We start from the raw sequence: 20,716 nt of genomic DNA on the forward strand, positions 1-20,716 counted from the left end.
GCGATGCTCAAGGAAGTCACCGCGACCCGCTACATCACGCCGCTGCGTGAGGGCGGCTCGCTGCCGGGGCTCGTCGAGGCCGACGACTTCGGGACCTACGTCATGAAGTTCACCGGAGCCGGACAGGGCCGCAAGACCCTGGTCGCCGAGGTGGTGTGCGGCGAACTCGCCCGGCGCCTCGGGTTCCGCACGCCCCGCCTGGTCACCGTCGAACTGGACTCCGTGCTCGGGCTCGGCGAACCCGAGCAGCAGGTGCAGGACCTGCTGCGGGGCAGCGGCGGCACCAACCTCGGCATGGACTTCCTCTCCGGCGCCCTCGGCTACGACCCGCTCGCCTTCGCGGTGAGCCCCGAGGAGGCCGGGCGGATCATCTGGTTCGACGCGCTGATCAACAACGTGGACCGCTCCTGGCGCAACCCCAACCTCCTGGTCCACCGGGGCGAGCTGTGGCTCATCGACCACGGCGCCACCATGATCTGGCACCACAACTGGCCCGCCGCCGAGAAGTCCGCCGCCCGCCCCTACGACGCCGCCGAGCACGCCCTCTCCGGTTTCGCCCCGGACCTCGCGGCGGCCGCGGCCGACCTCGCGCCCCGCGTCACCGAGGAGCTGCTCGCCGAGGTCACCGCCGAGATTCCGGACGCCTGGCTCACCGGCGAACCCGGCTTCGACACCCCGGACGAGCTGCGCCGGGCCTACGCCCGCCCGCTGCTCGCCCGCGCGGCCGTCATCGCCGAGCGCGTCACCGGCACCGGCACCCAGGAGGACAAGTGAGCGAGACCCACATCCACATGGCCGGCCATGTGACCGAGCGCCACATCACCCGGGCCGGCCAGGGCGGCGACCGGGACGTCTTCGAGTACGCGCTGATCAGGGTCGTACCCCGGATCGAACGCGGGGAGTGCCTCAACGCGGGCGTCGCCGTCTACTGCCGCGCCCGGGGCTACGTCGGCGCCCGCACCCACCTGGACGAGGACCGGCTGCGCGCCCTGGACCCGGCGGCCGACGCGGCCGGGATCAGGGCGGCGCTCACCGCGATCGAGCGGCACTGCGCGGGCGGCCCGGGGGCCGGGCAGGCGGCCGGGGACGACGCCGGGCGGCGTTTTCGCTGGCTGATCGCGCCCCGCTCCACCGTGGTCCAGCCCGGACCGGTGCACACCGGCCTGACCGCCGACCCGGCCGCCGAGACGGAGCGATTGCTGGACCTCCTGGTGAGGTAATGGATCACAACGGCCGGATGAGCCGTTGACACCGGGTGCCAGGGCTTCTAGCGTCGGGTGGGCTGAAGATACTAAGCGGTCGCTCACCGCACCGGAAGACCCTCGCGAAGGGTCGTACGGGTTCTCTCAAGGGCGAGGAGAAACAGCACATGTCCACCACTGAACAGCGGGTCGCGGTCGTCACCGGCGCCGCGCGCGGCATCGGCGCCGCCACTGCCGTACGGCTGGCCGCCGAGGGTCGCGCGGTCGCCGTGATCGACCTGGACGAGGCCGCCTGCAAGGACACCGTCGAGAAGATCACCGCGGCCGGCGGCAAGGCCGTCGCGGTCGGCGCCGACGTCTCCGACGAGGCGCAGGTCGAGGCCGCCGTCGCCCGGATCGTCGCGGAGCTGGGCGCCCCGACGATCCTGGTCAACAACGCGGGCGTGCTGCGCGACAACCTGCTGTTCAAGATGAGCGTCTCCGACTGGGACACCGTCCTGAACGTGCATCTGCGTGGCTCGTTCCTGATGACCAAGGCCGTGCAGAAGCACATGGTCGACGCCGGCTTCGGGCGTGTCGTCAACCTGTCCTCCTCCTCGGCGCTCGGCAACCGCGGCCAGGCCAACTACTCGGCCGCCAAGGCGGGTCTCCAGGGCTTCACCAAGACCCTCGCCATCGAGCTCGGCAAGTTCGGCATCACCGCCAACGCCGTCGCCCCCGGTTTCATCGCCACCGAGATGACCAAGGCCACCGCCGACCGCGTCGGCATGGGCTTCGACGACTTCAAGAAGGCCGCCGCCACCGCCATCCCGGTGCAGCGCGTCGGCGAGCCCGAGGACATCGCCAACGCCATCGCCTTCTTCACCGGCGAGGCGGCCGGATTCGTCTCCGGCCAGGTGCTGTACGTCGCCGGCGGACCGCTCGACTAGGGGACACCGCACATGACTTCCGCAGAACTCCCGCCCCTGTCCGGCAAGGTCGCCCTCGTCACCGGCGCCAGCCGCGGCATCGGCTACGGCGTCGCCGAGGCCCTCGTCGCGCGCGGCGACCGGGTGTGCATCACCGGTCGCAACGAGGACGCGCTCAAGGAGGCCGTGGTCAAGCTCGGCGCCGAGCGGGTCATCGGCGTGGCCGGCAAGGCGCACGACCTCGACCACCAGAGCGAGGCCGTCGAGCGCACCATGGAGGCCTTCGGCCGCCTCGACCACCTGGTCAACAACGCGGGCACCAACCCGGTGTTCGGGCCCATCGCGGACCTGGACCTGAACGTCGCCCGCAAGGTCTTCGAGACCAATGTGATCTCCGCCCTCGGCTTCGCCCAGAAGACCTGGCACGCCTGGCAGAAGGACAACGGCGGCGCGATCGTCAACATCGCCTCGATCGCGGGCCTCGCGCCCTCGCCGTTCATCGGCGCCTACGGCGTCAGCAAGGCCGCGATGATCAACCTGACCCAGCAGCTGGCGCACGAGTTCGCGCCGAAGGTGCGGGTCAACGCGATCGCCCCGGCCGTGGTCAAGACCAAGTTCGCCCAGGCCCTGTACGAGGGCCGCGAGGAGGAGGCCGCCGCCTCCTACCCGCTGGGCCGGCTCGGCGTGCCGTCCGACATCGGCGGCGCCGCGGCATTCCTCACCTCCGCGCAGTCCGACTGGGTCACCGGTCAGACCCTCGTCGTGGACGGTGGACTCTTCCTCAACGCCGGGGTGTGAAACCACCTCCCGGGCGCCGGATTCCGGACGGGCCGGCGCCCGGGCCACCGCACAGCGGACACCCGGCGGGATGACAACGTCGTCATCGCTTTTTCGATCAAGTGGCCATGTTCCAGGGGAGGTTGGGCGCGCTGACGCTGCGGTAAGGTCTGCCGACCTTGGTAGGCGGATCGAGGAGCGTGCGCGTTGTTCAACCGGAACCGATTCCTGCGGTCAGTCGCGGCGATCGCGTCCGTGTCGCTGATGACCGGCGGCTGCGGTCTGCTGTCCGACGGGGACTCGGGCAGTGGGAACCCGATCGTGGTCGGCACCACCAGCGCGCCCAGCACCCTGGACCCGGCCGGTGCCTGGGACGGCTCCTGGGAGCTGTACCGGAACATCTACCAGACGCTCCTCGCCTACCCGAACGGCGCGACGGCCCCCCAGCCCGACGCCGCCCAGAGCTGCTCCTTCGCCGACTCGTCGAGCCGCACCTACCGCTGCACGCTGCGCGCGGGCCTGAAGTTCGCCGACGGCGACCCGCTGAACGCCGAGGCGGTCAAGTACTCCGTCGACCGTATCCGCGCCATCAACGCCGCGGCCGGCCCCGCGGGACTGCTCGGCAGCCTGGACAGCGTGGACACCTCCGGCGACCGCGAGGTCGTCTTCCACCTCGGCAAGTCCGACGCCACCTTCCCGTTCGTGCTGGCCACCCCGGCCCTGTCGATCGTGGACCCGAAGGACTATCCGGCCCGCGCCCTGCGGGGGGACTCCGGCGCCGACGGCTCGGGGCCGTACCGGCTCCAGTCGTACCAGGAGGGCCGACAGGCCGTCCTGACCCGCAACGGCAACTACCACGGCTTCGCGCAGCGACAGAACGACGCGGTGACCATCCGCTACTTCCAGGACTCCGCGGGCATGGTCAAGGCGCTGCGCGACAAGCGGATCGACGTCACCTACCGCGGCCTCGCCGCCGATGACATCCTCGCGCTCCAGCAGCAGGGCAACTCCGACCTCCAGCTCGTGGACGGCGCCGGTACGGACATCAGCTACCTGGTGTTCGACCCCAAGGACCGCTGGGCCGGGCGGCCCGCCGTACGCAAGGCGATCGCCCAGCTCGTGGACCGGGGCGCGATCGCCCACAAGGTCTACAAGGACACCGTCGACCCGCTGTACTCGATGGTCCCCAAGGGCCTCGTCGGCCACACCACCGCCTTCTTCGACGAGTACGGCGACCCGAGCACCGGCAAGGCGCGGACGATCCTCCAGGACGCGGGCATCCACCAGAAGGTCCCGCTGACCCTCTGGTACACCACCGACCGGTACGGCTCCGAGACCGCCCTGATGTTCAAGGAGCTGAAGCGGCAGCTGGAGGGCTCCGGGCTGTTCACCGTCACCCTCGAGAGCCGCCCCTGGAAGAGCTATGTGGTCGGCTACCAGAAGGGCGAGTACCCGGTGTTCGGCCGCGGCTGGTCCCCGGACTTCCCCGACGCGGACAACTTCATCGCGCCCTTCACCGGCGAGCACAACGCGCTCGGCACGCCCTACCCGGCCAAGGACATCACCGACCGGCTGCTGCCGCACTCGCGGGCCCTGAGCGACCGCGCCAAGACGGTCGGCGACATGGAGCAGGCCCAGCGGATCATCGCGGGCGACGCCCAGTTGCTCCCGCTGTGGCAGGGGCGGCAGTACGTGGCGGCCAGCGACGACATATCCGGCGGCGAGCAGGCGCTCGACCCCTCGACGATCATGATGATGTGGACGCTGCACCGCAAAACCAGCTGGTGAGCGGTGGGGAGCGGACCTGCGGGGGCCCGTTGTCAGTGGTCGCCTGTAGGTTCTGGATCCTGAAGTGACCGCACGCGGTAATTGATCGACATCGTGAGGACGTTGACGTGACCGACATCGCCATGCTGCCCGAGTCCTGGCGCGGGGTTCTGGGCGACGAACTGGAGCAGCCCTACTTCAAGGAGCTGACCGAGTTCGTCGAGGAGGAGCGGGCGAAGGGCCCCGTCTACCCGCCGCGCGAGGAGGTCTTCGCCGCGCTGGACGCCACGCCGTACGACAAGGTGAAGGTCCTCGTCCTCGGCCAGGACCCGTACCACGGCGAGGGCCAGGGCCACGGGCTGTGCTTCTCGGTCCGGCCGGGCGTGAAGACCCCGCCCTCGCTGCGCAACATCTACAAGGAGATGCAGGCCGAACTGGACCTGCCCGTCCCGGACAACGGCTATCTGATGCCGTGGGCCCGGCAGGGTGTGCTGCTGCTCAACGCGGTCCTCACCGTGCGGGCCGGGGAGGCCAACTCGCACAAGGGCAAGGGCTGGGAGAAGTTCACCGACGCCGTGATCCGCGCGGTGGCCTCCCGTCCCGACCCGGCGGTGTTCGTGCTGTGGGGCAACTACGCGCAGAAGAAGCTCCCGCTGATCGACGAGGAGCGGCATGTGGTGGTCAAGGGCGCGCACCCCTCCCCGCTGTCCGCGAAGAAGTTCTTCGGCTCCCGCCCCTTCACGCAGATCAACGAGGCGATCGCCCGCCAGGGCCATGAGGCGATCGACTGGCGCATCCCGAACCTGGGCTGACGGTGGCCTCGGCGCCGCCTGACCGGTAATCCGGGCGGCGCCGGTTAGCGTCGGTGCACGACAGCGGACGATCGCCGGAGGACGCGGTGGCGGAGCGACGGGAACAGACGGCCCTGGACGAGGTGCTGACGCGGATCGGCCAGGTCGTGATGCTGCACCACGCCGGTGACCGCGAGGAGGCCCGCAGCCGCCTCCTCGACCTGTGGACGGAGATCGGCGAGGACGGGGATCCGCTGCACCGCTGCACCCTGGCGCACTATCTCGCCGACACCCAGGACGACCCCGCCGATGAACTCGCCTGGGACCTGCGGGCCTTGACGGCGGCCCGGGAACTGCCCGACGGCGACCCCCGGGGCGTGCCGGGCTTCTTCCCCTCCCTCCACCTCAACCTGGCCGCGGACTACGTGAAACTGGGCCGCACCGAGGCCGCCCGTACCCAGCTCGACCAGGCCCGCACCGCCGCGGACGCCCTCGCGGACGACGGGTACGGCGAGGGCGTCCGGGCGGCGATCGGTCGGCTGGAGCTGCGGCTGGCGGAGGGTGGTTCGGGGGGCGGGGGGTCCTGGGGGCCGCCCAGGCAGCGGCCCAGTTGAGGAGGCGGCTCTTCTTGGGGCGATTTGGGGGCGAGGGGGGCGCCGGTCGCTGTGGTGCCGCCCCGTTCAGTGACGGCCGTACGTCTGTTCGCAGATCTTCGACTCCGGGCTGTTGCCGCGCCAGCCGCCGTACTCGCGGCCCAGATCGCAGACGTCCGCGGGGACGCGCTGGGAGGTGCGCGGTGGCGCCTGGGCGGGGCGGTGGGCCTGGGGCGGCCGGGCGCGCGGGGGAGCGGCCGGGTGCGGGCCGGGCGCGCGGGGGAGCGGCCGGGTGCGCGGGCGGTGGCGCGGCCGGTTCTCCGTGCGGGGCGGGCTTGGGGGTGGGGGCCGGGCCTCCGGAGGGGCCGACCATCTCCAGGGCCTCGCGGGCCGGTGCCTGCACCACCCGTGGTGACGCGCTGCCGTCCGTGCGGGGCGCCGACTGCCGCGAGGGCGCGGCACTCGGCGGCGGTCCCGGTGCCGCCGTGTGCCGTACCGTCACACAGCCGGTGAGGGCCGAGACGGCGACGGTGACCAGAAGCGCTGCGGTGGTCGTCGTTCGATGCACCCGGGTAACGATGCTGGTTCCGGAGCCGGTTGGCATCAAAGAGTCGAGCCGGATGCCACCGCCCGGGTGAACTCCCGCACCGAACGAGGGGTTTCCGTCCCGCGCGGCTGACGCCTCAGGCGCCGGTGGCGCCGTCGATCCGCTCCCGGAGCAGATCCGCGTGCCCGTTGTGCCGGGCGTACTCCTCGATCAGGTGGGTGTAGATCCAGCGGAGCGTGAAGTGCTCCTCGCCGGCGCGGTCGGTACGCCGGGACAGCTCGTCGAGCGAGCGGCCCGCGGTGTCGCGCCGGGCCCGCTCGACCTCGGCCCGGTGGGTGGCGTACGCGTCCTGCCAGGTGTCCGCCTCCGTGACGTGGAAGTCGCCGTCCGGATCGTCCGCGGAGCAGTAGAGGACGCCGAGGTCCTCGTCCAGCAGCACCTCGTGGAACCAGAACCGCTCGACCTCGGCCATGTGCCGCACCAGCCCCAGCAGGGTCAGCTCCGAGGGCGGCACCGAGGCGGTGCGCAGCTGCGCGTCGGTCAGTCCCTCACACTTCGCGATCAAGGTCCGGCGATGGAAGCCCAGCCAGCCCTCCAGCATCTCGCGTTCGCCGGCGTTCAGGGCGGGTTCGTCGCGCTCGCTCGTCATGCCCTCATCCTCACCGGTCGAGTGCGCCCGCTGCCAGGGGATTTCAGCGGCCCGGCGGTCCGGCGGGCGGCCCCCGTATGCTGCCGGGGACGTACAGCTGGGCGAGCCGCAGGGGAGAGAAACGTGAAGGTCGGCTGCATCGGACTCGGGGACATCGCGCGGAAGGCGTATCTGCCGGTGCTGAGCGCGCTGCCCGGGGTCGACCTCCATCTGCACACCCGCACCCCCGCCACCCTCGCCCGGGTCGCCGACGGCCTGCACCTGCCCGCGGGACAACGGCACGCGAGCCTCGACTCGCTGCTCGCCGCCGGGCTCGACGCGGCCTTCGTGCACGCGCCCACCGCCGCCCACCCCGAGATCGTCGCCCGGCTGCTGACGGCGGGCGTCCCGACGTACGTCGACAAGCCGCTCGCCTTCCGGTTCGAGGACTCCGAGCGGCTGGTGGAGCTGGCCGAGGAGCGCGGCGTCTCCCTGTTCGTCGGCTTCAACCGGCGCTACGCCCCCGGGTACGCGCAGTGCCTGGAGCACCCGCGCGAGCTGATCCTGCTCCAGAAGAACCGGGTCGGGCTGCCCGAGGAGCCCCGCTCGATGATCCTGGACGACTTCGTGCATGTCGTCGACACCCTGCGCTTCCTGGCGCCCGGCCCGGTCGACGACATCACGGTCCGCGGCCGCGTCCGGGACGGGCTGCTGCACCACGTGGTGCTCCAGCTCGCCGGTGACGGCTTCACCGCGCTCGGTGTGATGAACCGGCTCAGCGGCTCGGCGGAGGAGATCCTGGAGGTCTCCGGGCAGGACACCAAGCGCCAGGTGCTCAACCTCGCCGAGGTGATCGACCACAAGGGCCAGCCGACCCTGCGCCGGCGCGGCGACTGGGTGCCGGTGGCCCGGCAGCGCGGCATCGAACAGGCGGTCCACACCTTCGTCGACGCGGTGCGCGCCGGGCGTACGCTCAGCGCCCGGGACGCGCTGGCGACCCATGAGCTGTGCGAGCGGGTGGTACGAGCGGTTCAGGACCTCCCCGGCGGGGCCTGAGCGCCCGCGCGCCCTCACCGGCGCACAGCGCGGCCAGCACCAGCAGCGCGGCGTGCACCGGCCAGTCGCCGTAGCGGACGTACGGCGTGATGCCGTGCGCCAGCGGTACGTCGTACACGCGTGCGGTGCTGGCGTCGGTGCCCAGCCAGGGGCCGAGCCGCTCCCCTCCGGGCCCGTACACGGCGGAGACGCCGGTGAGGGTCGCGTGGACCATCGGGCGGCCGGTCTCGGCGGCGCGCAGCGCGGCCAGCGAGGCATGCTGCTCCGGCGCCCAGCTGTGCTGGAAGGTGGAGGTGGAGGACTGCCCGAGGAGCACGTCGGCGCCGTCCTCGGCGAGATGCCGGCTCATGTCGGGGAACGCGGTCTCGAAGCAGATCAGCGGTCCGATCCGCAGTCCGTGCCCCACGTTCATCACGACCTGTTCGGTGCCGCGCCTGCGGTCCTCGCCGGCCGCCTTGCCCACCGAGGTGGCCCAGCCGAGCACGGAACGGGCGGGTATGTACTCGCCGAACGGGACGAGACGCATCTTGTCGTACCGGTCGCCGGTCGGGCCGTTCGGGCCGATCAGCACCGAACTCTTGTAGATCCCGGGCCGGTCGGAGCGGCGGGCGTCCACATTCACCAGGACGTCGGCACCGGTCGCGCGGGACAGCGCGGCGATCCGCCGGGACAGATCGGGGCGGTCGGCGAGGTCGTAGCCGACGCTGGACTCGCCCCACACCACCAGGTCGACGTCCTGCCCGACGAGCCGCCGGGTCAGCTGTTCCTCCCGGTCGAAACGCACCTCCGGGCTGTCCCGCCCGGCCACGACGCCCGGCTGTACGACGGCGATCCGCGTCCTGCCGTCGATCCCCGGCCGGGGTGCCCATGCCCAGGCGGCGGTGGTCGCGGCGGCGGTGGCGACGACCGCGGCCACCGCCGGCATCCGCGCCCCGCGCATCGCGATCAGCACGGCGACCGACACGTTCACGGCGACCACCAGGAAGCTCAGCAGCCACACCCCGCCGACCGAGGCCAGCCGCAGTGCCGGTGCCACCTGCCACTGGCTCGCGCCCAGGATGCCCCAGGGTCCGCCGAGCCCCTGCCAGGAGCGGACCAGCTCCACCAGCAGCCAGCCCGAGGGGAGCGCGAGGAGTGCGACGGCGCACCGGCCGGGGGAAGGGGTGCCGCCCAGATACCGGCGCACCAGCCAGCCCCAGGGCATCCAGAGCAGCCCGAGCAGCGCGCCGATCAGGAAGATGAACACATGCAGGCTCGGCAGCAGCCAGTGGTGCACCGCCACCAGATATCCGAAGCCGCCGCACCAGCCGTCGTACGCCGCCCGCCGCCCGGTCGGCGCCGAGCGGGCCAGCAGCAGCCACGGGACCAGGGCGAGGTACGCGAACCACCACAGCGACGGCGCCGGGAACGCCAGTACGGGCAGGGCGCCCGCGAGGGCGACGACGGCGGAGCGCCGCCAGGGGGAGGTCAGCCAGCGCGCGGACATCGTCATACGGAGCCTCCCTACCCCAGGGCTCCAGTGTGCGCGCCGCAAGCGATCTACGACAGGGGGCCTTGTGGCCCCTGCGGTCACCGCTCGGGGCGTCACCGCTCAGCCGACGGTCACCCTCCCGGTCCCCCTTGCCCGCACGCCGCCGGTTCAGACCTCAGCGCGCCGTCCTGCGCCACTTCTCCGTGGCCACGACCTCGCCGATCCGCCAGCCCTCGGGTGTGCGCAGCAGCCCGAAATCGTACCGGCCACCGCACTCCAGGTCCGGCGCCGCCGGGCCGTCCCCGTCGCCGAGGCGCATCGGGTTGAAATAGTCGGCCCGCACCCGCGCGGTGTCCCCGGTGTCATGCTCCAGGATCCCGAACCGCACCCGTCGGTTGACGATCAGATGCTGTCGTACGGCGAACCGCGCCAGGTTCTCCGCGAGCCACCCGGCGACCTGCCCGGCCTCGCCCTCGATCCCGCCGGACGAACGGTAGTCGGCCCTCCCCCCGGGCGTGAACAGGCCCGGGTACGCCGTCCAGTCACCGTCGTCCACCGTCACCGCGTACGCGGTGACCAGCTCGTCCACGGCCAGCCGGTCCAGCACGGTCGCGAGTTCCGCACGCTGCGTCATCGGCTCAGTCTTGGCCACGACGGGGGCGCAGCCAAGGGTCATGCGGGAAATTCGGCGGTTCGGGCGAGCGGGAAAACCGGTGGCGGGACCGCGTCCGACCATCGAACCTGCCCTCCGTGAACGATCAATACCGCGCCGCCGAACCGAAGTTCCGTATCCGCGCCCGCTACACGGACACCACGGTCACCGTGTACCAGGCTCGCCGGGGAGGCCGCGCGGCGGTACGCCGATGAGTGGGTCGTCGGCGTCCAGGACGTGACACCGCCGGCCCGGCGCGTGCACGCGGCGGTGCGGGCCGGGCAGGACGAGGAGGCCGGGGCACTGCTGCCCGAGAAGCGGGCGTATCCGGTGGGAGAGGACGTGCTCGCCCGCCTGGGAGCGTAGGGCGCGGTCAGGCCGCCTTGATGATCTCCTCGCGGATCGCCTTGGCCCACTCCACGACCAGCAGCTCGTACTCCGTGCGTTCCTGGGTCGAGAGGGAGCCGCCCGTGCGCAGCCACAGCGCCCGGATCTGCTCGTTCACCTCGGCGGCAGACCGTGCGGAACCAGGGGGCGGGAAATGGGGGGACATGGGGAACAGCCTAGGGGCAAGGGCTGACACTGCGCTACCGCACCGCTACGCAGAACGTATGTGGTTGGTCACCGGCCCCGCCGGTCGCGTCCGGTGGTCGACCCAGTTCAGATGGCATATGCCGGGCTGGGTTGACGCCGGGTGATGCCCGGGAGATGGCCGAAACGGGGGTGTGGACCCCTGTGGGGCCGGTTGTGAGTGGGTCAACTGCCCTTTTTGGCAGGGGATTTCAGGAGGCCGCCGCAGGGCCCCGCACGGTCCAGCCGGGTGCCTGCGGGCGGGCCGTCAGGTCGTCGTGATGGACGGGGGAGCCGCAGGCGCGGCAGGTGGTCACCGGGACCAGCTCATGGCCGCAGCTGTGTTCCGTGATCATGGGCAGATCGGTGTGGTGACGCAGATGGCGGTCGCCCCACTCCTTGAGCGCCATCAGGACCGGCTCCAGCTCCAGGCCCGCCGCGGTCGGCCGGTAGTCGAAGCGCCGGGGGTGCTCGCTGTAGGCGCGCTTGGTCAGCACCCCGGCCGCCACGAGCCGGCGCAGCCGGGCGGCCAGGATGTCCCGCGGCGCGCCGATGTTGCGCGCCAGCTGGTCGAACCGGCCGTTGCCCAGGCACACCTCCCGCAGCACGAGCAGGGAGTACTTCTCGCCCACCACCGCGAGGGTGTCGGCGATGGAGCAGGGGCGCGGGTCCTTCGGTGCGGCCATGCGGCCCAGTTTACGTGAGGGTTTGTTTTTCCAACTCACACCGCTAGGGTGAGTTCGGATTTCCTACTCACTGGTAATCACGCTCATGAACGAGCCCGCTCCGCCGCAGGAGGCCGCACCATGCGAGACGCAGTGATCGTCGAGGCCGTACGCACCCCGATCGGCAAGGGCAAGCCCACCGGCGCCCTCGCCCAGGTGCACCCCGTCCAGTTGCTCGCCCACACGCTGGAGACCCTGGTCGAGCGCTCCGGTGTCGACCCGGCGCTGATCGACGACGTGATCGGCGGCACCGTCGACCAGGTCGGCGAGCAGGCCATGAACACCACCCGGTACGCCGTGCTCGCCGCCGGACTGCCCGACACGGTCCCGGCCACCACCGTGGACCGCCAGTGCGGCTCCTCCCAGCAGGCCGTGCACTTCGCCGCCCAGGGGGTGATGGCCGGCGCGTACGACATGGTCGTCGCCTGCGGTGTGGAGTCGATGAGCCGGGTGCCGATGTGGTCCAACGTGCCCGCGGGCGAGGACCCCTTCGGACCCGGCGTCGCCGCGCGCTACCCCGAGGGCCTGCTGCCGCAGGGCATCAGCGCCGAGCTGATCTCCGCCAAGTGGCTGCTGACCCGTGCGGAGATGGACGCCTTCGCCCTCTCCTCGCACCACAAGGCCGCCGAGGCCTGGGCGGCGGGGCTGTTCGACGCCGAGACCGCGCCCCTGGAGGGGGTCACCCGCGACGAGTGCGTACGGCCCGACAGCACCCCGCAGATCCTCGGCGGCCTCAAGCCCGCCTACTACGCCCCGCACTTCGCCGAGCGCTTCCCGCAGATCGGGTGGAACATCACCGCGGGCAACACCAGCCCGCTCAACGACGGCGCCTCCGCCGTCCTGATCACCTCCGGCGAGACCGCCGCCCGGCTCGGCCTGCGCCCGCTGGCCCGGCTGCACAGCTTCGCGGTCACCGGCTCCGACCCGCTGCTGATGCTCACCGGCGTCATCCCGGCCACCGAGAAGGTGCTCGCGCGGGCCGGCCTCTCCCTCGGCGACATCGACCTGTTCGAGGTCAACGAGGCGTTCGCCAGCGTCGTCCTCGCCTGGCAGCGGGAGACCGGCGCCGACCTGGGCAAGGTCAATGTGAAGGGCGGCGCCATCGCCCTCGGCCACCCGCTCGGCGCCAGCGGCACCCGGCTGACCACCACCCTGGTGCACGCGATGCGCGAACGGGGCGCCCGCTACGGCCTCCAGACGATGTGCGAGGCGGGCGGCCTCGCCAACGCGATGATCCTGGAAGCCGTCTGACCCGAGGTCAGCGGACCCCGGTCACCTGCCGCGCAACCGGTGCCGCTGCCGCCACGCCACCACCGTGCCCGCCAGGGCCGGTACGGCGATGCAGGCCATCGCGAGCAGGAACACGGGCGAGGTCGGCGTGGCGGCACGGGCGCCGGCGACCGCGTAGGCGGCGGTGTTCGGGACCGACCCGAGCGCCGTCGCCAGCAGGAACGGCAGCCAGCCCATCCGGGAGACCGCCGCGCAGTAGTTCGCCGCCCAGAACGGCACCCCCGGGAAGAGCCGCGCGGCCAGCATGGACCGGAACCCGTGCCGGCTGAGCTGCCCGTCCGCGGCCCGCAGCCACCGGCCGCGCAGCAACGGGCGCAGCGCGTCCTGCCCGAGCAGCCGCCCGAGCCCGAAGGCCACCCCGGCCCCGAGCACCGTCCCGGCGAGCGCGGTCCCGAGGCCCAGCCGGGAGCCGAACAGCGCGCCCGCGGCCAGGTTCAGCAGGGGCCGCGGCACGAACGCCACCGTGCACAGCCCGTATCCCGCCCCGAACGCCAGCACCGCCATGAGCCCGCCCGCCCGCGGCGGCCAGCCCTGGGTCAGCAGGCGCTGCGGATCGAACAGCAGCACCAGCGCGCCCGCGGCCGCCAACAGCGCGAGGAGCAGCGACAACCGTGCCCACGGCGACAGCAGCGCGTGGGTGCAGCGGGCGGTGAACCCCGCGCGGGGCACGGGCGGCGCGGGGACGGTGGTGGCATCGAGCACGTGACCCCCTGGGAGACATCGACGGCCGACGCCGATGATAGAGGGCCGCCGGGACGGCCCTGCCACAGGCGTGGACCGGTGCGGCTGACCGGGTACTTGACGGGGACACGCGCGGCCCGGCAGCGGTCAATCACGGAGCGTGACTGCTACGTATGCTGCACATGAAGCGAAACAAACGCTCGTCGCCACTCGGCGGACACACACGGACCTCGCGGCTCGCCGCGGCGGCGCTGACCCTCGCCTTCGGCGTGGGCGGCTCGCTGGCGCTGGACACCGGGGCCCTCGCCCGGCCGCAGCCGCGCCAGGGCGGTTCCACCCTGCTCGACGAGACGTTCACGCAGGCCACGGCCCCGGAGTTCACCGGGGTCGGTTCGGCTTGCCTCACGGGCGCGCCCCAGGTCGCCGCCCTGCCCGGGCCGGGCGACCACCCGCTGGGCGGCTGCACGGAGGGCACCGGCCCCGTGCCGCCCAACAACGCGGCCCCGCACGGATACCTGCGGCTGACGGACTCCTCGAACGACCAGTCCGGCGCGGTCCTCTACAACCACGCGCTGCCCGCCAACCAGGGCCTCGACGTCACCTTCGACCAGTGGCAGTACGGCACCACCACGGGCCAGATCGCCCCGGCCGACGGCATCTCGTTCTTCCTGGTCAACGGCGACACGCAGCTGACCCACCCCGGCGCCTTCGGCGGCAGCCTCGGCTACGCGCAGAAGCTGCCCGACGACGACCCGAGCGCCGAGTTCCAGCCCGGTGTGGACCGCGGCTACCTGGGCGTCGGGCTCGACGTCCTCGGGAACTACTTCGGCGACTGGGAGCACCGCGGCAACGGCTGCCCGCCCGACCAGCGCTCGCCCGCCGGAACGGCCTTCCACGTGCCCGCGCCCGGGGCCAACATGGTCACGCTGCGCGGTCCCGGTGACGGCATCGAGGGCTACTGCTTCCTCACCGCCACCACGAGCAACTTCTCGACCACCGGACCCTGGCCGTCGACCCTTCCCGGCCAGCTCCAGGGGCCGACCACCACGGTGTCGAGCGACCCGGTCCAGGCCGAGGCGGACCTGGAGCCCTCGCGCCGCCGGGTGCACGTGGTGATCACCCCGGCGCCCGACCCGCAGGTCACCGTGTCCATCGACTTCAACGACGGCAACGGCTTCCAGCAGGTGCTCCAGACGGCCGCGCCGACCCCCGTGCCGCCGACGTACAAGTTCGGATTCGCGGGCTCCACCGGCCTGTTCACGGACACCCACCTCATCCGCAACGTGGTGGTCCGCAGCGAGCAGCCGCTGCCCGAGCTGAACCTGGTGAAGCAGGTCAGGCAGCCGCTGCCCGGCGATCTGACGATCGGCTCGCAGGTGCCGTACGACTTCGTGGTCACCAACTCGGGCGGTACGACCATCGACGACCTGGCCGTCGACGACCCGAAGGTCGGCCCGGTCTCCTGCCCCGTGGCCAGCCTCGCGCCCGGCCAGACCGTCACCTGTACGGCCACGTACACGGTGACGGCCGCCGACGCCGCCCACGGCTCGATCGACAACACGGCCATCGCCACCGGTACTTCGGACGGGGACACGGTCACCTCGCCGCCGTCCTCGGAGAGCGTGCCGATCGAGCGGGTGCCGGGCATCGAGGTCGAGAAGCAGGTGGAGACCCCCGGTCCGTACTCGGTCGGGCAGACGGTCACCTACCGCTACACCGTCCGCAACACCGGTGGTGTGGAGCTGACCGATGTCGCGGTGCACGACGACCATGTGCAGGACATCACCTGCGAGTCCACCACGCTCGCCCCGGCGGAGGAGGCCGGTGACAGCACCACCTGCACCGGCACCTACACCATCACCGCGGCCGACGGCACGGCCGGTTCCGTGACCAACACCGCCACGGCGACCGGCACCGCGAACGGGGAGACCGTCACCTCGCCGGAGACGTACCAGACCATCCCCGTCGGGCAGCCCCACCTCACGCTGCACAAGCGGGTCGTCTCCAGCGGTCCGTTCCAGGTCGGCTCCACGGTCCAGTACGCGTACACCGTGACCAACACCGGCAGCACCCAGCTGCACGACGTGCATGTCGCGGACGACCGGGTCGCCACGGTGACCTGCGACGACACCACGCTGGCGCCCGGTGAGACCACCCTGTGCCACGGCTCGTACCAGATCACCCAGGCCGACATCGACATCTGCCTGGAGAACGCCGGCGGTGACGGCGGCGCCGTCGAGTGCCGGATCACCAACATCGCCCAGGCCGGTGCCACCGACCCGCAGGGCCGGGACATCGTCAGCGAGCCCGCCTCAGCCACGGTGACCGTCCGGGTCGAGCCGGAGCCGTGCCCGCCGAAGCCGGAATACGGCAAGCCGGAGTACGGCAAGCCGGACGACAGGGGCGGCTGCTACAAGCGGGGCCGCCACAGCAAGGTCTGACGCACCCTCCGCACCGCACCGGCGCCGCCCCTGCCAGGGGCGGCGCCGGTCGTCCGTGTGCGCCCGCCCTTGTGCGCGGGAAGGACCGCCGCCCGGAAACCGGTGGAAAACCATTCGACGCCGGACATCCCGTCGGCGATGATCGATGACATGTTCCGGTACGCCTTCCACCTCGCAGCATCCGCGGTCGCGGATGTGCCGAAGGCTGCCGTTCCCACGCTCGCGGCCGCTGTCGACGGCGCCCGAAGCTGACCCTCCCCGGATCGTCCGGCGGACCCCGCAGGGGGAGGGTCGGCCAACCGGCGGGGTCCCGACTTCCGTACGACAGCGAAGGCTTCGAGGTACAGCCATGTCCAAAACGGCCTACGTGCGCACCAAGCCGCACCTGAACATCGGCACCATGGGTCATGTCGACCACGGCAAGACCACCCTGACCGCCGCCATCACCAAGGTCCTCGCCGAGCGCGGCACCGGCACCTTCGTGCCCTTCGACCGCATCGACCGCGCCCCCGAGGAGGCCGCGCGCGGCATCACCATCAACATCGCGCACGTCGAGTACGAGACCGACACCCGCCACTACGCCCACGTGGACATGCCAGGTCACGCCGACTATGTGAAGAACATGGTCACCGGCGCCGCGCAGCTCGACGGGGCGATCCTGGTCGTCTCCGCGCTCGACGGGATCATGCCGCAGACCGCGGAGCACGTCCTGCTCGCCCGGCAGGTCGGCGTCGACCACATCGTCGTCGCCCTGAACAAGGCGGACGGCGCGGTCGACGAGGAACTGATCGACCTGGTCGAGCTGGAGGTGCGCGACCTGCTCACCGCGCAGGGCTACGCGGGCGACGCGGTACCCGTCGTACGCGTCTCGGGGCTGCGGGCGCTCGCGGGCGACCCGCGCTGGACGGCGTCCGTCGAGGCGCTGCTCGACGCGGTGGACACATACGTGCCGATGCCCGAGCGGTATCTCGACGCGCCGTTCCTGATGCCGGTGGAGAACGTGCTGACCATCACCGGGCGGGGCACGGTCGTCACCGGCGCCGTGGAGCGCGGCACGCTCAAGCTCGGGGACCGGGTCGCGGTGCTCGGCGCGGACGGCGTCGAGACCGTCGTCACCGGCCTGGAGACCTTCGGCAAGCCGATGCCGGAGGCACAGGCCGGGGACAACGTGGCCGTGCTGCTGCGCGGCGTGCCCCGGGACGCGGTGCGGCGGGGGCATGTGGTGGCGGCGCCGGGCAGCGTGGTGCCGGCACGGCGGTTCACGGCGCGGGTGTATGTGCTGTCGGGGCGCGAGGGGGGTCGTACGACACCGATCGCGACGGGGTACCGGCCGCAGTTCTACATCCGTACCGCGGACGTGGTCGGGGACGTCGACCTCGGCGCGGCGGCCGTGGCCCGGCCCGGTCAGACGGTGGAGATGACCGTCGAACTGGGGCGAGAGGTGCCGCTGGAGCCGGGGCTCGGCTTCGCCGTCCGGGAGGGCGGCCGGACGGTCGGCGCGGGCACCGTGCTGTCCGTCGGTTCGTAGGGCCCCCGCGGGGCGCGTCACAATGAAGCTGTGACCGAGCAGATACCCGTCTTCCGCACCACCGACCACGGCGCCGCCAAGCTCATGCCCGATGTGGACCGGGAGCGCGCCTGGCTGCTGACGGTCGACGGGGCGCCGCAGTCGTACGTCGACCTGGACGAGCCGACACACCTGGAGTTCGAGTACGCGCGCCGGCTCGGGCACGCGCTGGACACGGTGGCTCCCGAGGGCCGGGCGCTGGACGTGCTGCACCTGGGCGGGGGAGCGCTGACCCTGCCCCGGTACGTCGCGGCGACCCGGCCCGGTTCCCGGCAGGACGTCGTGGAGGCCGACCGGGGCCTGCTGGACCTGGTCGCCGAGTATCTGCCGCTGCCCCAGGGCGCGGGCGTCGCGGTGCACGCCGCCGACGCCCGCGCCTGGCTGGGGACCGCGCCGGACGACGCGGCGGACGTGCTGATCGCGGACGTCTTCGGCGGCTCCCGGGTCCCGGCCCATCTCACCACCCTCGCCTACGCCCGGGAGGCCGAGCGGGTGCTGCGGCCCGGCGGGACCTATCTCGCCAACCTCGCGGACGCGGCGCCGTTCGCCTTCCTGCGCTCCCAACTGGCCACGTTCGCCGCGGTCTTCGAGGAGCTGGCGCTGGTCGCCGAGCCGGGGGTGCTGCGCGGGCGGCGGTTCGGCAACGCGGTGCTCATCGCCTCGCACCGGCCGCCGGACGTGGCCGCGCTGGCCCGCCGGGTGGCGGCGGACGTCTTCCCCGCGCGGGTCGAACACGGCGCCGCCGTACGGCAGTTCATCGGCGGCGCCCGACCGGTCGAGGACGCGGACGCCGTGCCGTCGCCGGTGCCGCCGGGCGGCTCGTTCGGCATCGGCTGACCGCCGGGCGCGGGGACGTCCGTCCGCCGCGCCCGGCGCCCCGCGTCAGTCCGACGTGGGGGTGCCGTGCAGCCGTACCGAGCCCAGGATCTTCATGATCGTGGCCTGCGGGACCTCGTCCTTGACGCCCTTGGCGCCGTAGAAGTTGAACGACACGTAGTCGTGCGCCGAGTTCTGGAAGCCGAAGGTGAGGGCCTTGCCGTCGCTCGCGCACTTGCCCTTCTGCGGGCTGCCGCTCGACCTCGCCCAGGCGTAACTGCCCTTGATGCCGGACGTGGTGGTGAAGGGGGTGGCCTTCTTGTCGAAGGTGATGGTCTTCTTGTCCGGCTGGGTGTAGCCGCCGTAGACCCACCAGGCGGGGGTGTTGACGGCGATCTGGTCGGTGTTCTTCGCGCCGCTGGCGCCCTTGCTGCCGACGACCGCGAGCGGGGTGTCGTCGGTGCGGCCGTCCTTGTCGTCGTCGGACGTGCACCACTTGGGCTGGTCCTCGGCGGTGCCCGACATCACGATCAGCGGCTTGCCGTCGGTGGACTTGTGGTCCTCGAAGCCCATCTCCATGTCGGGCGCCTGGGCCTGCCAGTCCGAGGGCACGTCATAGGCTATGCCCCACTTGGGGTTCACCACGACCTTCCAGCCCGGCACGGTCGGCTTCTCGCTCTCCGCGGCCCGCGGGTTGTCGGTGGCGGCGGAGCCGGACGACGCCCCGGTCGGCGACTGGACGGCGTGCGTGTTCCTGCCGTCCGCCTTGTCGTCCTTGCTGTCCTTGCCGTCCTTGGCACCGCCGAGGACCAGGACACCGGTCACACAGGCGGCGACGACCACGGCGGCGGCCGCGACGATCGCGATCAGCTTCGTACGGTTGCCGCCGCCGTCGCCGCCGTTGCCGCCGCCCTGCGGGGACTGCTGGATCGGCACCGTGGGCTGCTGCTGCCCCCACTGCGGCTGCTGCTGCCCGTACGGGCCGGGAGCCCCCGGGTACGGGCCCGGCCCCGGGGGCTGACCGGCTCCCGGCTGCTGACCGGCCCCGGGGTGCTGGCCCCCCTGCGGGTACTGCTGGTACCCGGGCTGCTGGTACGGATTCGGTTGCTGCTGGTAACCCGGCTGCTGGTACGGGTTCTGCTGCGGGTTCTGCGCGCCCCCGGGCGGCTGCTGATCTGGCCACATGGCCGACAACACTAGTGCGGTGGCGGCACGGTTCGGTCACGGGATCTCGTCAGGGCCGTAGCGAAGCGGTGCGAAGGGCATGCGGCGCGGGTGGGGGCCGCACTGGTCAGCACCGCCTACTCGCCGGTAACATCGCGCCCATGACTGTTGACAGCGCCTCGATGGGCGAGATGCTTGCCACCGCGGTCCCGATGGTGCGGACCCTGAACCTGGAGTTCGTCGAGGTGACCGCGGAGCGCGCCGTGCTGCGGCTCCCGGACCAGCCGGACTACCACAACCACATCGGCGGTCCCCACGCCGGCGCGATGTTCACGCTGGCCGAGTCCGCCAGCGGCGCCATTGTGCTCACGGCCTTCGGCGACCAGCTCTCGCGCGCGGTGCCGCTCGCGGTCCGGGCCGAGATCGGCTACAAGAAGCTGGCCATGGGCCCGGTGACGGCGACGGCGACGCTGGGCCGTCCGGTGGCCGAGGTCGTCGCCGAGCTGGACGCGGGCGGGCGGCCGGAGTTCCCGGTCGCCATCGCCATCGAGCGTGAGGACGGCGCCGTCACCGGGGAGATGACGGTGGTGTGGACCCTGCGGCCGAACGGCTGAGCAGACCGGTACAGCAGGGCCTCCGGCGTGGGTCGGGGGCCCGCGTCCGCAGGAAGGAGGGGCCCCTGAGCGGGGGCCCCTCCCGCGTTTCCCGGCACCGGGCTCATTTCAGGTCTTCTGGCGCTTTCCGGCCCGTGCGCATCCTCGCCAGGGGCCAAAGGTCATGCGGAATTTACAGACACGGTCCCGGTGTCACGGCGTGTTGCGGCCGGGTGAGTGGATGGTGAAGCAGGTACGTGCTTTGACGGGCTTGTGGCGATGTGGCGCGTGGGCTCGGGTGAGCGGGCGCCCGCACCGATGACCCGGAAGCGCCGATTTCTCGGCGCTTGCGGCGAATTCGGCGGCCTGGCCGGATCAAGGCCACGGCGGGCGCGCGACGGCCGTCGTTGTTGACCCGCGAGTAGCCCCTCGCTAGTTTCCGATGCCCTCGCACCGACGAGTTCCGCCGCACAAACC

21 protein-coding genes are annotated in these 20,716 nt (G+C 72.2%); 14 read left to right on the forward strand and 7 right to left on the reverse strand.

The window, feature by feature from the left end:
* Positions 1 to 3 precede the first annotated feature (3 nt).
* The 7 genes from ACLF5H_RS08840 (at position 4) to ACLF5H_RS08870 (ending at position 6,059) form a co-directional block, all read left to right on the forward strand.
* On the forward strand, positions 4 to 774 hold the full coding sequence (locus tag ACLF5H_RS08840; RefSeq protein ID WP_421675500.1) for a HipA family kinase: 771 nt from the start codon (positions 4 to 6) through the stop codon (positions 772 to 774).
* Positions 771 to 1,220, forward strand: coding sequence for a DUF3037 domain-containing protein (locus tag ACLF5H_RS08845; protein WP_421675501.1), 450 nt, complete (start codon positions 771 to 773; stop codon positions 1,218 to 1,220). Before ACLF5H_RS08840 ends, ACLF5H_RS08845 begins: the two co-directional genes overlap by 4 nt.
* A gap of 149 nt (positions 1,221 to 1,369) precedes the next feature.
* Positions 1,370 to 2,131, forward strand: coding sequence for a 3-oxoacyl-ACP reductase FabG (gene fabG / locus ACLF5H_RS08850; protein WP_421675502.1), 762 nt, complete (start codon positions 1,370 to 1,372; stop codon positions 2,129 to 2,131).
* A gap of 12 nt (positions 2,132 to 2,143) precedes the next feature.
* On the forward strand, positions 2,144 to 2,908 hold the full coding sequence (locus ACLF5H_RS08855; protein ID WP_037658090.1) for an SDR family oxidoreductase: 765 nt from the start codon (positions 2,144 to 2,146) through the stop codon (positions 2,906 to 2,908).
* A gap of 186 nt (positions 2,909 to 3,094) precedes the next feature.
* On the forward strand, positions 3,095 to 4,675 hold the full coding sequence (locus ACLF5H_RS08860; RefSeq protein ID WP_421675503.1) for an ABC transporter substrate-binding protein: 1,581 nt from the start codon (positions 3,095 to 3,097) through the stop codon (positions 4,673 to 4,675).
* 107 nt (positions 4,676 to 4,782) lie between these two features.
* On the forward strand, positions 4,783 to 5,466 hold the full coding sequence (ung, locus tag ACLF5H_RS08865) for a uracil-DNA glycosylase (RefSeq protein WP_421675504.1): 684 nt from the start codon (positions 4,783 to 4,785) through the stop codon (positions 5,464 to 5,466).
* Positions 5,467 to 5,552: 86 nt separating this feature from the next.
* Positions 5,553 to 6,059, forward strand: coding sequence for a hypothetical protein (locus ACLF5H_RS08870; RefSeq protein WP_421675505.1), 507 nt, complete (start codon positions 5,553 to 5,555; stop codon positions 6,057 to 6,059).
* 662 nt (positions 6,060 to 6,721) lie between these two features.
* On the opposite strand, the gene ACLF5H_RS08875 is transcribed toward ACLF5H_RS08870, so the two are convergent.
* Positions 6,722 to 7,234, reverse strand: coding sequence for a DinB family protein (locus tag ACLF5H_RS08875; RefSeq protein ID WP_421675506.1), 513 nt, complete (start codon positions 7,232 to 7,234; stop codon positions 6,722 to 6,724).
* Between the two features lie 123 nt (positions 7,235 to 7,357).
* Here ACLF5H_RS08875 and ACLF5H_RS08880 point away from each other — a divergent pair, with 123 nt between their 5' ends.
* Positions 7,358 to 8,269, forward strand: coding sequence for a Gfo/Idh/MocA family protein (locus ACLF5H_RS08880; RefSeq protein WP_421675507.1), 912 nt, complete (start codon positions 7,358 to 7,360; stop codon positions 8,267 to 8,269).
* Here the strand turns inward: ACLF5H_RS08880 and lnt are convergent.
* Entirely contained in the window at positions 8,187 to 9,761 is a 1,575-nt protein-coding gene (gene lnt / locus ACLF5H_RS08885) for an apolipoprotein N-acyltransferase (protein ID WP_421675508.1), read from the reverse strand. The two genes, ACLF5H_RS08880 and lnt, sit on opposite strands and share 83 nt — an antisense overlap.
* A gap of 154 nt (positions 9,762 to 9,915) precedes the next feature.
* Positions 9,916 to 10,374 carry a nuclear transport factor 2 family protein gene (locus ACLF5H_RS08890; RefSeq protein ID WP_421675509.1) on the reverse strand — a complete coding sequence of 153 codons (459 nt, stop codon included), beginning with the start codon at positions 10,372 to 10,374 and terminating at the stop codon, positions 9,916 to 9,918.
* Between the two features lie 255 nt (positions 10,375 to 10,629).
* On the opposite strand from ACLF5H_RS08890, the gene ACLF5H_RS08895 reads away from it, so the two are divergent.
* Positions 10,630 to 10,758: a hypothetical protein gene (locus ACLF5H_RS08895; protein WP_421675510.1), complete on the forward strand. Its 129-nt coding sequence runs from the start codon at positions 10,630 to 10,632 to the stop codon at positions 10,756 to 10,758.
* A 7-nt stretch (positions 10,759 to 10,765) separates the two neighbouring features.
* Here the strand turns inward: ACLF5H_RS08895 and ACLF5H_RS08900 are convergent, their stop codons facing one another.
* On the reverse strand, positions 10,766 to 10,945 hold the full coding sequence (locus ACLF5H_RS08900; RefSeq protein ID WP_421675511.1) for a hypothetical protein: 180 nt from the start codon (positions 10,943 to 10,945) through the stop codon (positions 10,766 to 10,768).
* A gap of 229 nt (positions 10,946 to 11,174) precedes the next feature.
* Positions 11,175 to 11,648 carry a winged helix-turn-helix transcriptional regulator gene (locus tag ACLF5H_RS08905; protein ID WP_421675512.1) on the reverse strand — a complete coding sequence of 158 codons (474 nt, stop codon included), beginning with the start codon at positions 11,646 to 11,648 and terminating at the stop codon, positions 11,175 to 11,177.
* A 120-nt stretch (positions 11,649 to 11,768) separates the two neighbouring features.
* Here ACLF5H_RS08905 and ACLF5H_RS08910 point away from each other — a divergent pair, with 120 nt between their 5' ends.
* Positions 11,769 to 12,938: a thiolase family protein gene (locus ACLF5H_RS08910; protein ID WP_421675513.1), complete on the forward strand. Its 1,170-nt coding sequence runs from the start codon at positions 11,769 to 11,771 to the stop codon at positions 12,936 to 12,938.
* A gap of 21 nt (positions 12,939 to 12,959) precedes the next feature.
* Here the strand turns inward: ACLF5H_RS08910 and ACLF5H_RS08915 are convergent, their stop codons facing one another.
* Complete coding sequence (locus tag ACLF5H_RS08915) at positions 12,960 to 13,679, reverse strand: TVP38/TMEM64 family protein (protein ID WP_421675514.1); 720 nt, start codon at positions 13,677 to 13,679, stop codon at positions 12,960 to 12,962.
* Between the two features lie 161 nt (positions 13,680 to 13,840).
* Here ACLF5H_RS08915 and ACLF5H_RS08920 point away from each other — a divergent pair, with 161 nt between their 5' ends.
* The 3 genes from ACLF5H_RS08920 to ACLF5H_RS08930 all read left to right on the forward strand — a co-directional run bounded on the left by ACLF5H_RS08920 (position 13,841) and on the right by ACLF5H_RS08930 (position 18,503).
* Positions 13,841 to 16,099: a DUF7507 domain-containing protein gene (locus ACLF5H_RS08920; protein ID WP_421675515.1), complete on the forward strand. Its 2,259-nt coding sequence runs from the start codon at positions 13,841 to 13,843 to the stop codon at positions 16,097 to 16,099.
* A 349-nt stretch (positions 16,100 to 16,448) separates the two neighbouring features.
* Positions 16,449 to 17,627 carry an elongation factor Tu gene (gene tuf, locus ACLF5H_RS08925; RefSeq protein ID WP_421675516.1) on the forward strand — a complete coding sequence of 393 codons (1,179 nt, stop codon included), beginning with the start codon at positions 16,449 to 16,451 and terminating at the stop codon, positions 17,625 to 17,627.
* Positions 17,628 to 17,657: 30 nt separating this feature from the next.
* Positions 17,658 to 18,503 carry a spermidine synthase gene (locus tag ACLF5H_RS08930; protein WP_421675517.1) on the forward strand — a complete coding sequence of 282 codons (846 nt, stop codon included), beginning with the start codon at positions 17,658 to 17,660 and terminating at the stop codon, positions 18,501 to 18,503.
* 45 nt (positions 18,504 to 18,548) lie between these two features.
* Here the strand turns inward: ACLF5H_RS08930 and ACLF5H_RS08935 are convergent, their stop codons facing one another.
* A complete protein-coding gene (locus ACLF5H_RS08935; RefSeq protein ID WP_421675518.1) occupies positions 18,549 to 19,667 on the reverse strand; it encodes a hypothetical protein in 1,119 nt (372 codons plus the stop codon).
* A gap of 140 nt (positions 19,668 to 19,807) precedes the next feature.
* On the opposite strand from ACLF5H_RS08935, the gene ACLF5H_RS08940 reads away from it, so the two are divergent.
* The gene (locus tag ACLF5H_RS08940) at positions 19,808 to 20,260 is read left to right on the forward strand and encodes a DUF4442 domain-containing protein (RefSeq protein WP_086807797.1); all 453 of its coding nucleotides are present in this window, start codon (positions 19,808 to 19,810) and stop codon (positions 20,258 to 20,260) included.
* Positions 20,261 to 20,716 lie beyond the last annotated feature (456 nt).

The sequence above is a fragment of the Streptomyces sp. LaBMicrA B280 genome (assembly GCF_049222185.1).
Lineage (GTDB): Bacteria > Actinomycetota > Actinomycetes > Streptomycetales > Streptomycetaceae > Streptomyces > Streptomyces murinus.

Excerpts from the sequence above, each read along its gene's own strand:
- ACLF5H_RS08905 (WP_421675512.1), bottom strand. The coding sequence starts at position 11,648 with ATGGCCGCACCGAAGGACCCGCGCCCCTGCTCCATCGCCGACACCCTC.
- lnt (WP_421675508.1), bottom strand. The coding sequence starts at position 9,761 with ATGACGATGTCCGCGCGCTGGCTGACCTCCCCCTGGCGGCGCTCCGCC.
- ACLF5H_RS08900 (WP_421675511.1), bottom strand. The coding sequence starts at position 10,945 with ATGTCCCCCCATTTCCCGCCCCCTGGTTCCGCACGGTCTGCCGCCGAG.
- ACLF5H_RS08875 (WP_421675506.1), bottom strand. The coding sequence starts at position 7,234 with ATGACGAGCGAGCGCGACGAACCCGCCCTGAACGCCGGCGAACGCGAG.
- tuf (WP_421675516.1), top strand. The coding sequence starts at position 16,449 with ATGTCCAAAACGGCCTACGTGCGCACCAAGCCGCACCTGAACATCGGC.
- ACLF5H_RS08840 (WP_421675500.1), top strand. The coding sequence starts at position 4 with ATGCTCAAGGAAGTCACCGCGACCCGCTACATCACGCCGCTGCGTGAG.
- fabG (WP_421675502.1), top strand. The coding sequence starts at position 1,370 with ATGTCCACCACTGAACAGCGGGTCGCGGTCGTCACCGGCGCCGCGCGC.
- ACLF5H_RS08890 (WP_421675509.1), bottom strand. The coding sequence starts at position 10,374 with ATGACGCAGCGTGCGGAACTCGCGACCGTGCTGGACCGGCTGGCCGTG.
- ACLF5H_RS08910 (WP_421675513.1), top strand. The coding sequence starts at position 11,769 with ATGCGAGACGCAGTGATCGTCGAGGCCGTACGCACCCCGATCGGCAAG.
- ACLF5H_RS08940 (WP_086807797.1), top strand. The coding sequence starts at position 19,808 with ATGACTGTTGACAGCGCCTCGATGGGCGAGATGCTTGCCACCGCGGTC.
- ACLF5H_RS08855 (WP_037658090.1), top strand. The coding sequence starts at position 2,144 with ATGACTTCCGCAGAACTCCCGCCCCTGTCCGGCAAGGTCGCCCTCGTC.
- ACLF5H_RS08920 (WP_421675515.1), top strand. The coding sequence starts at position 13,841 with ATGAAGCGAAACAAACGCTCGTCGCCACTCGGCGGACACACACGGACC.
- ACLF5H_RS08935 (WP_421675518.1), bottom strand. The coding sequence starts at position 19,667 with ATGTGGCCAGATCAGCAGCCGCCCGGGGGCGCGCAGAACCCGCAGCAG.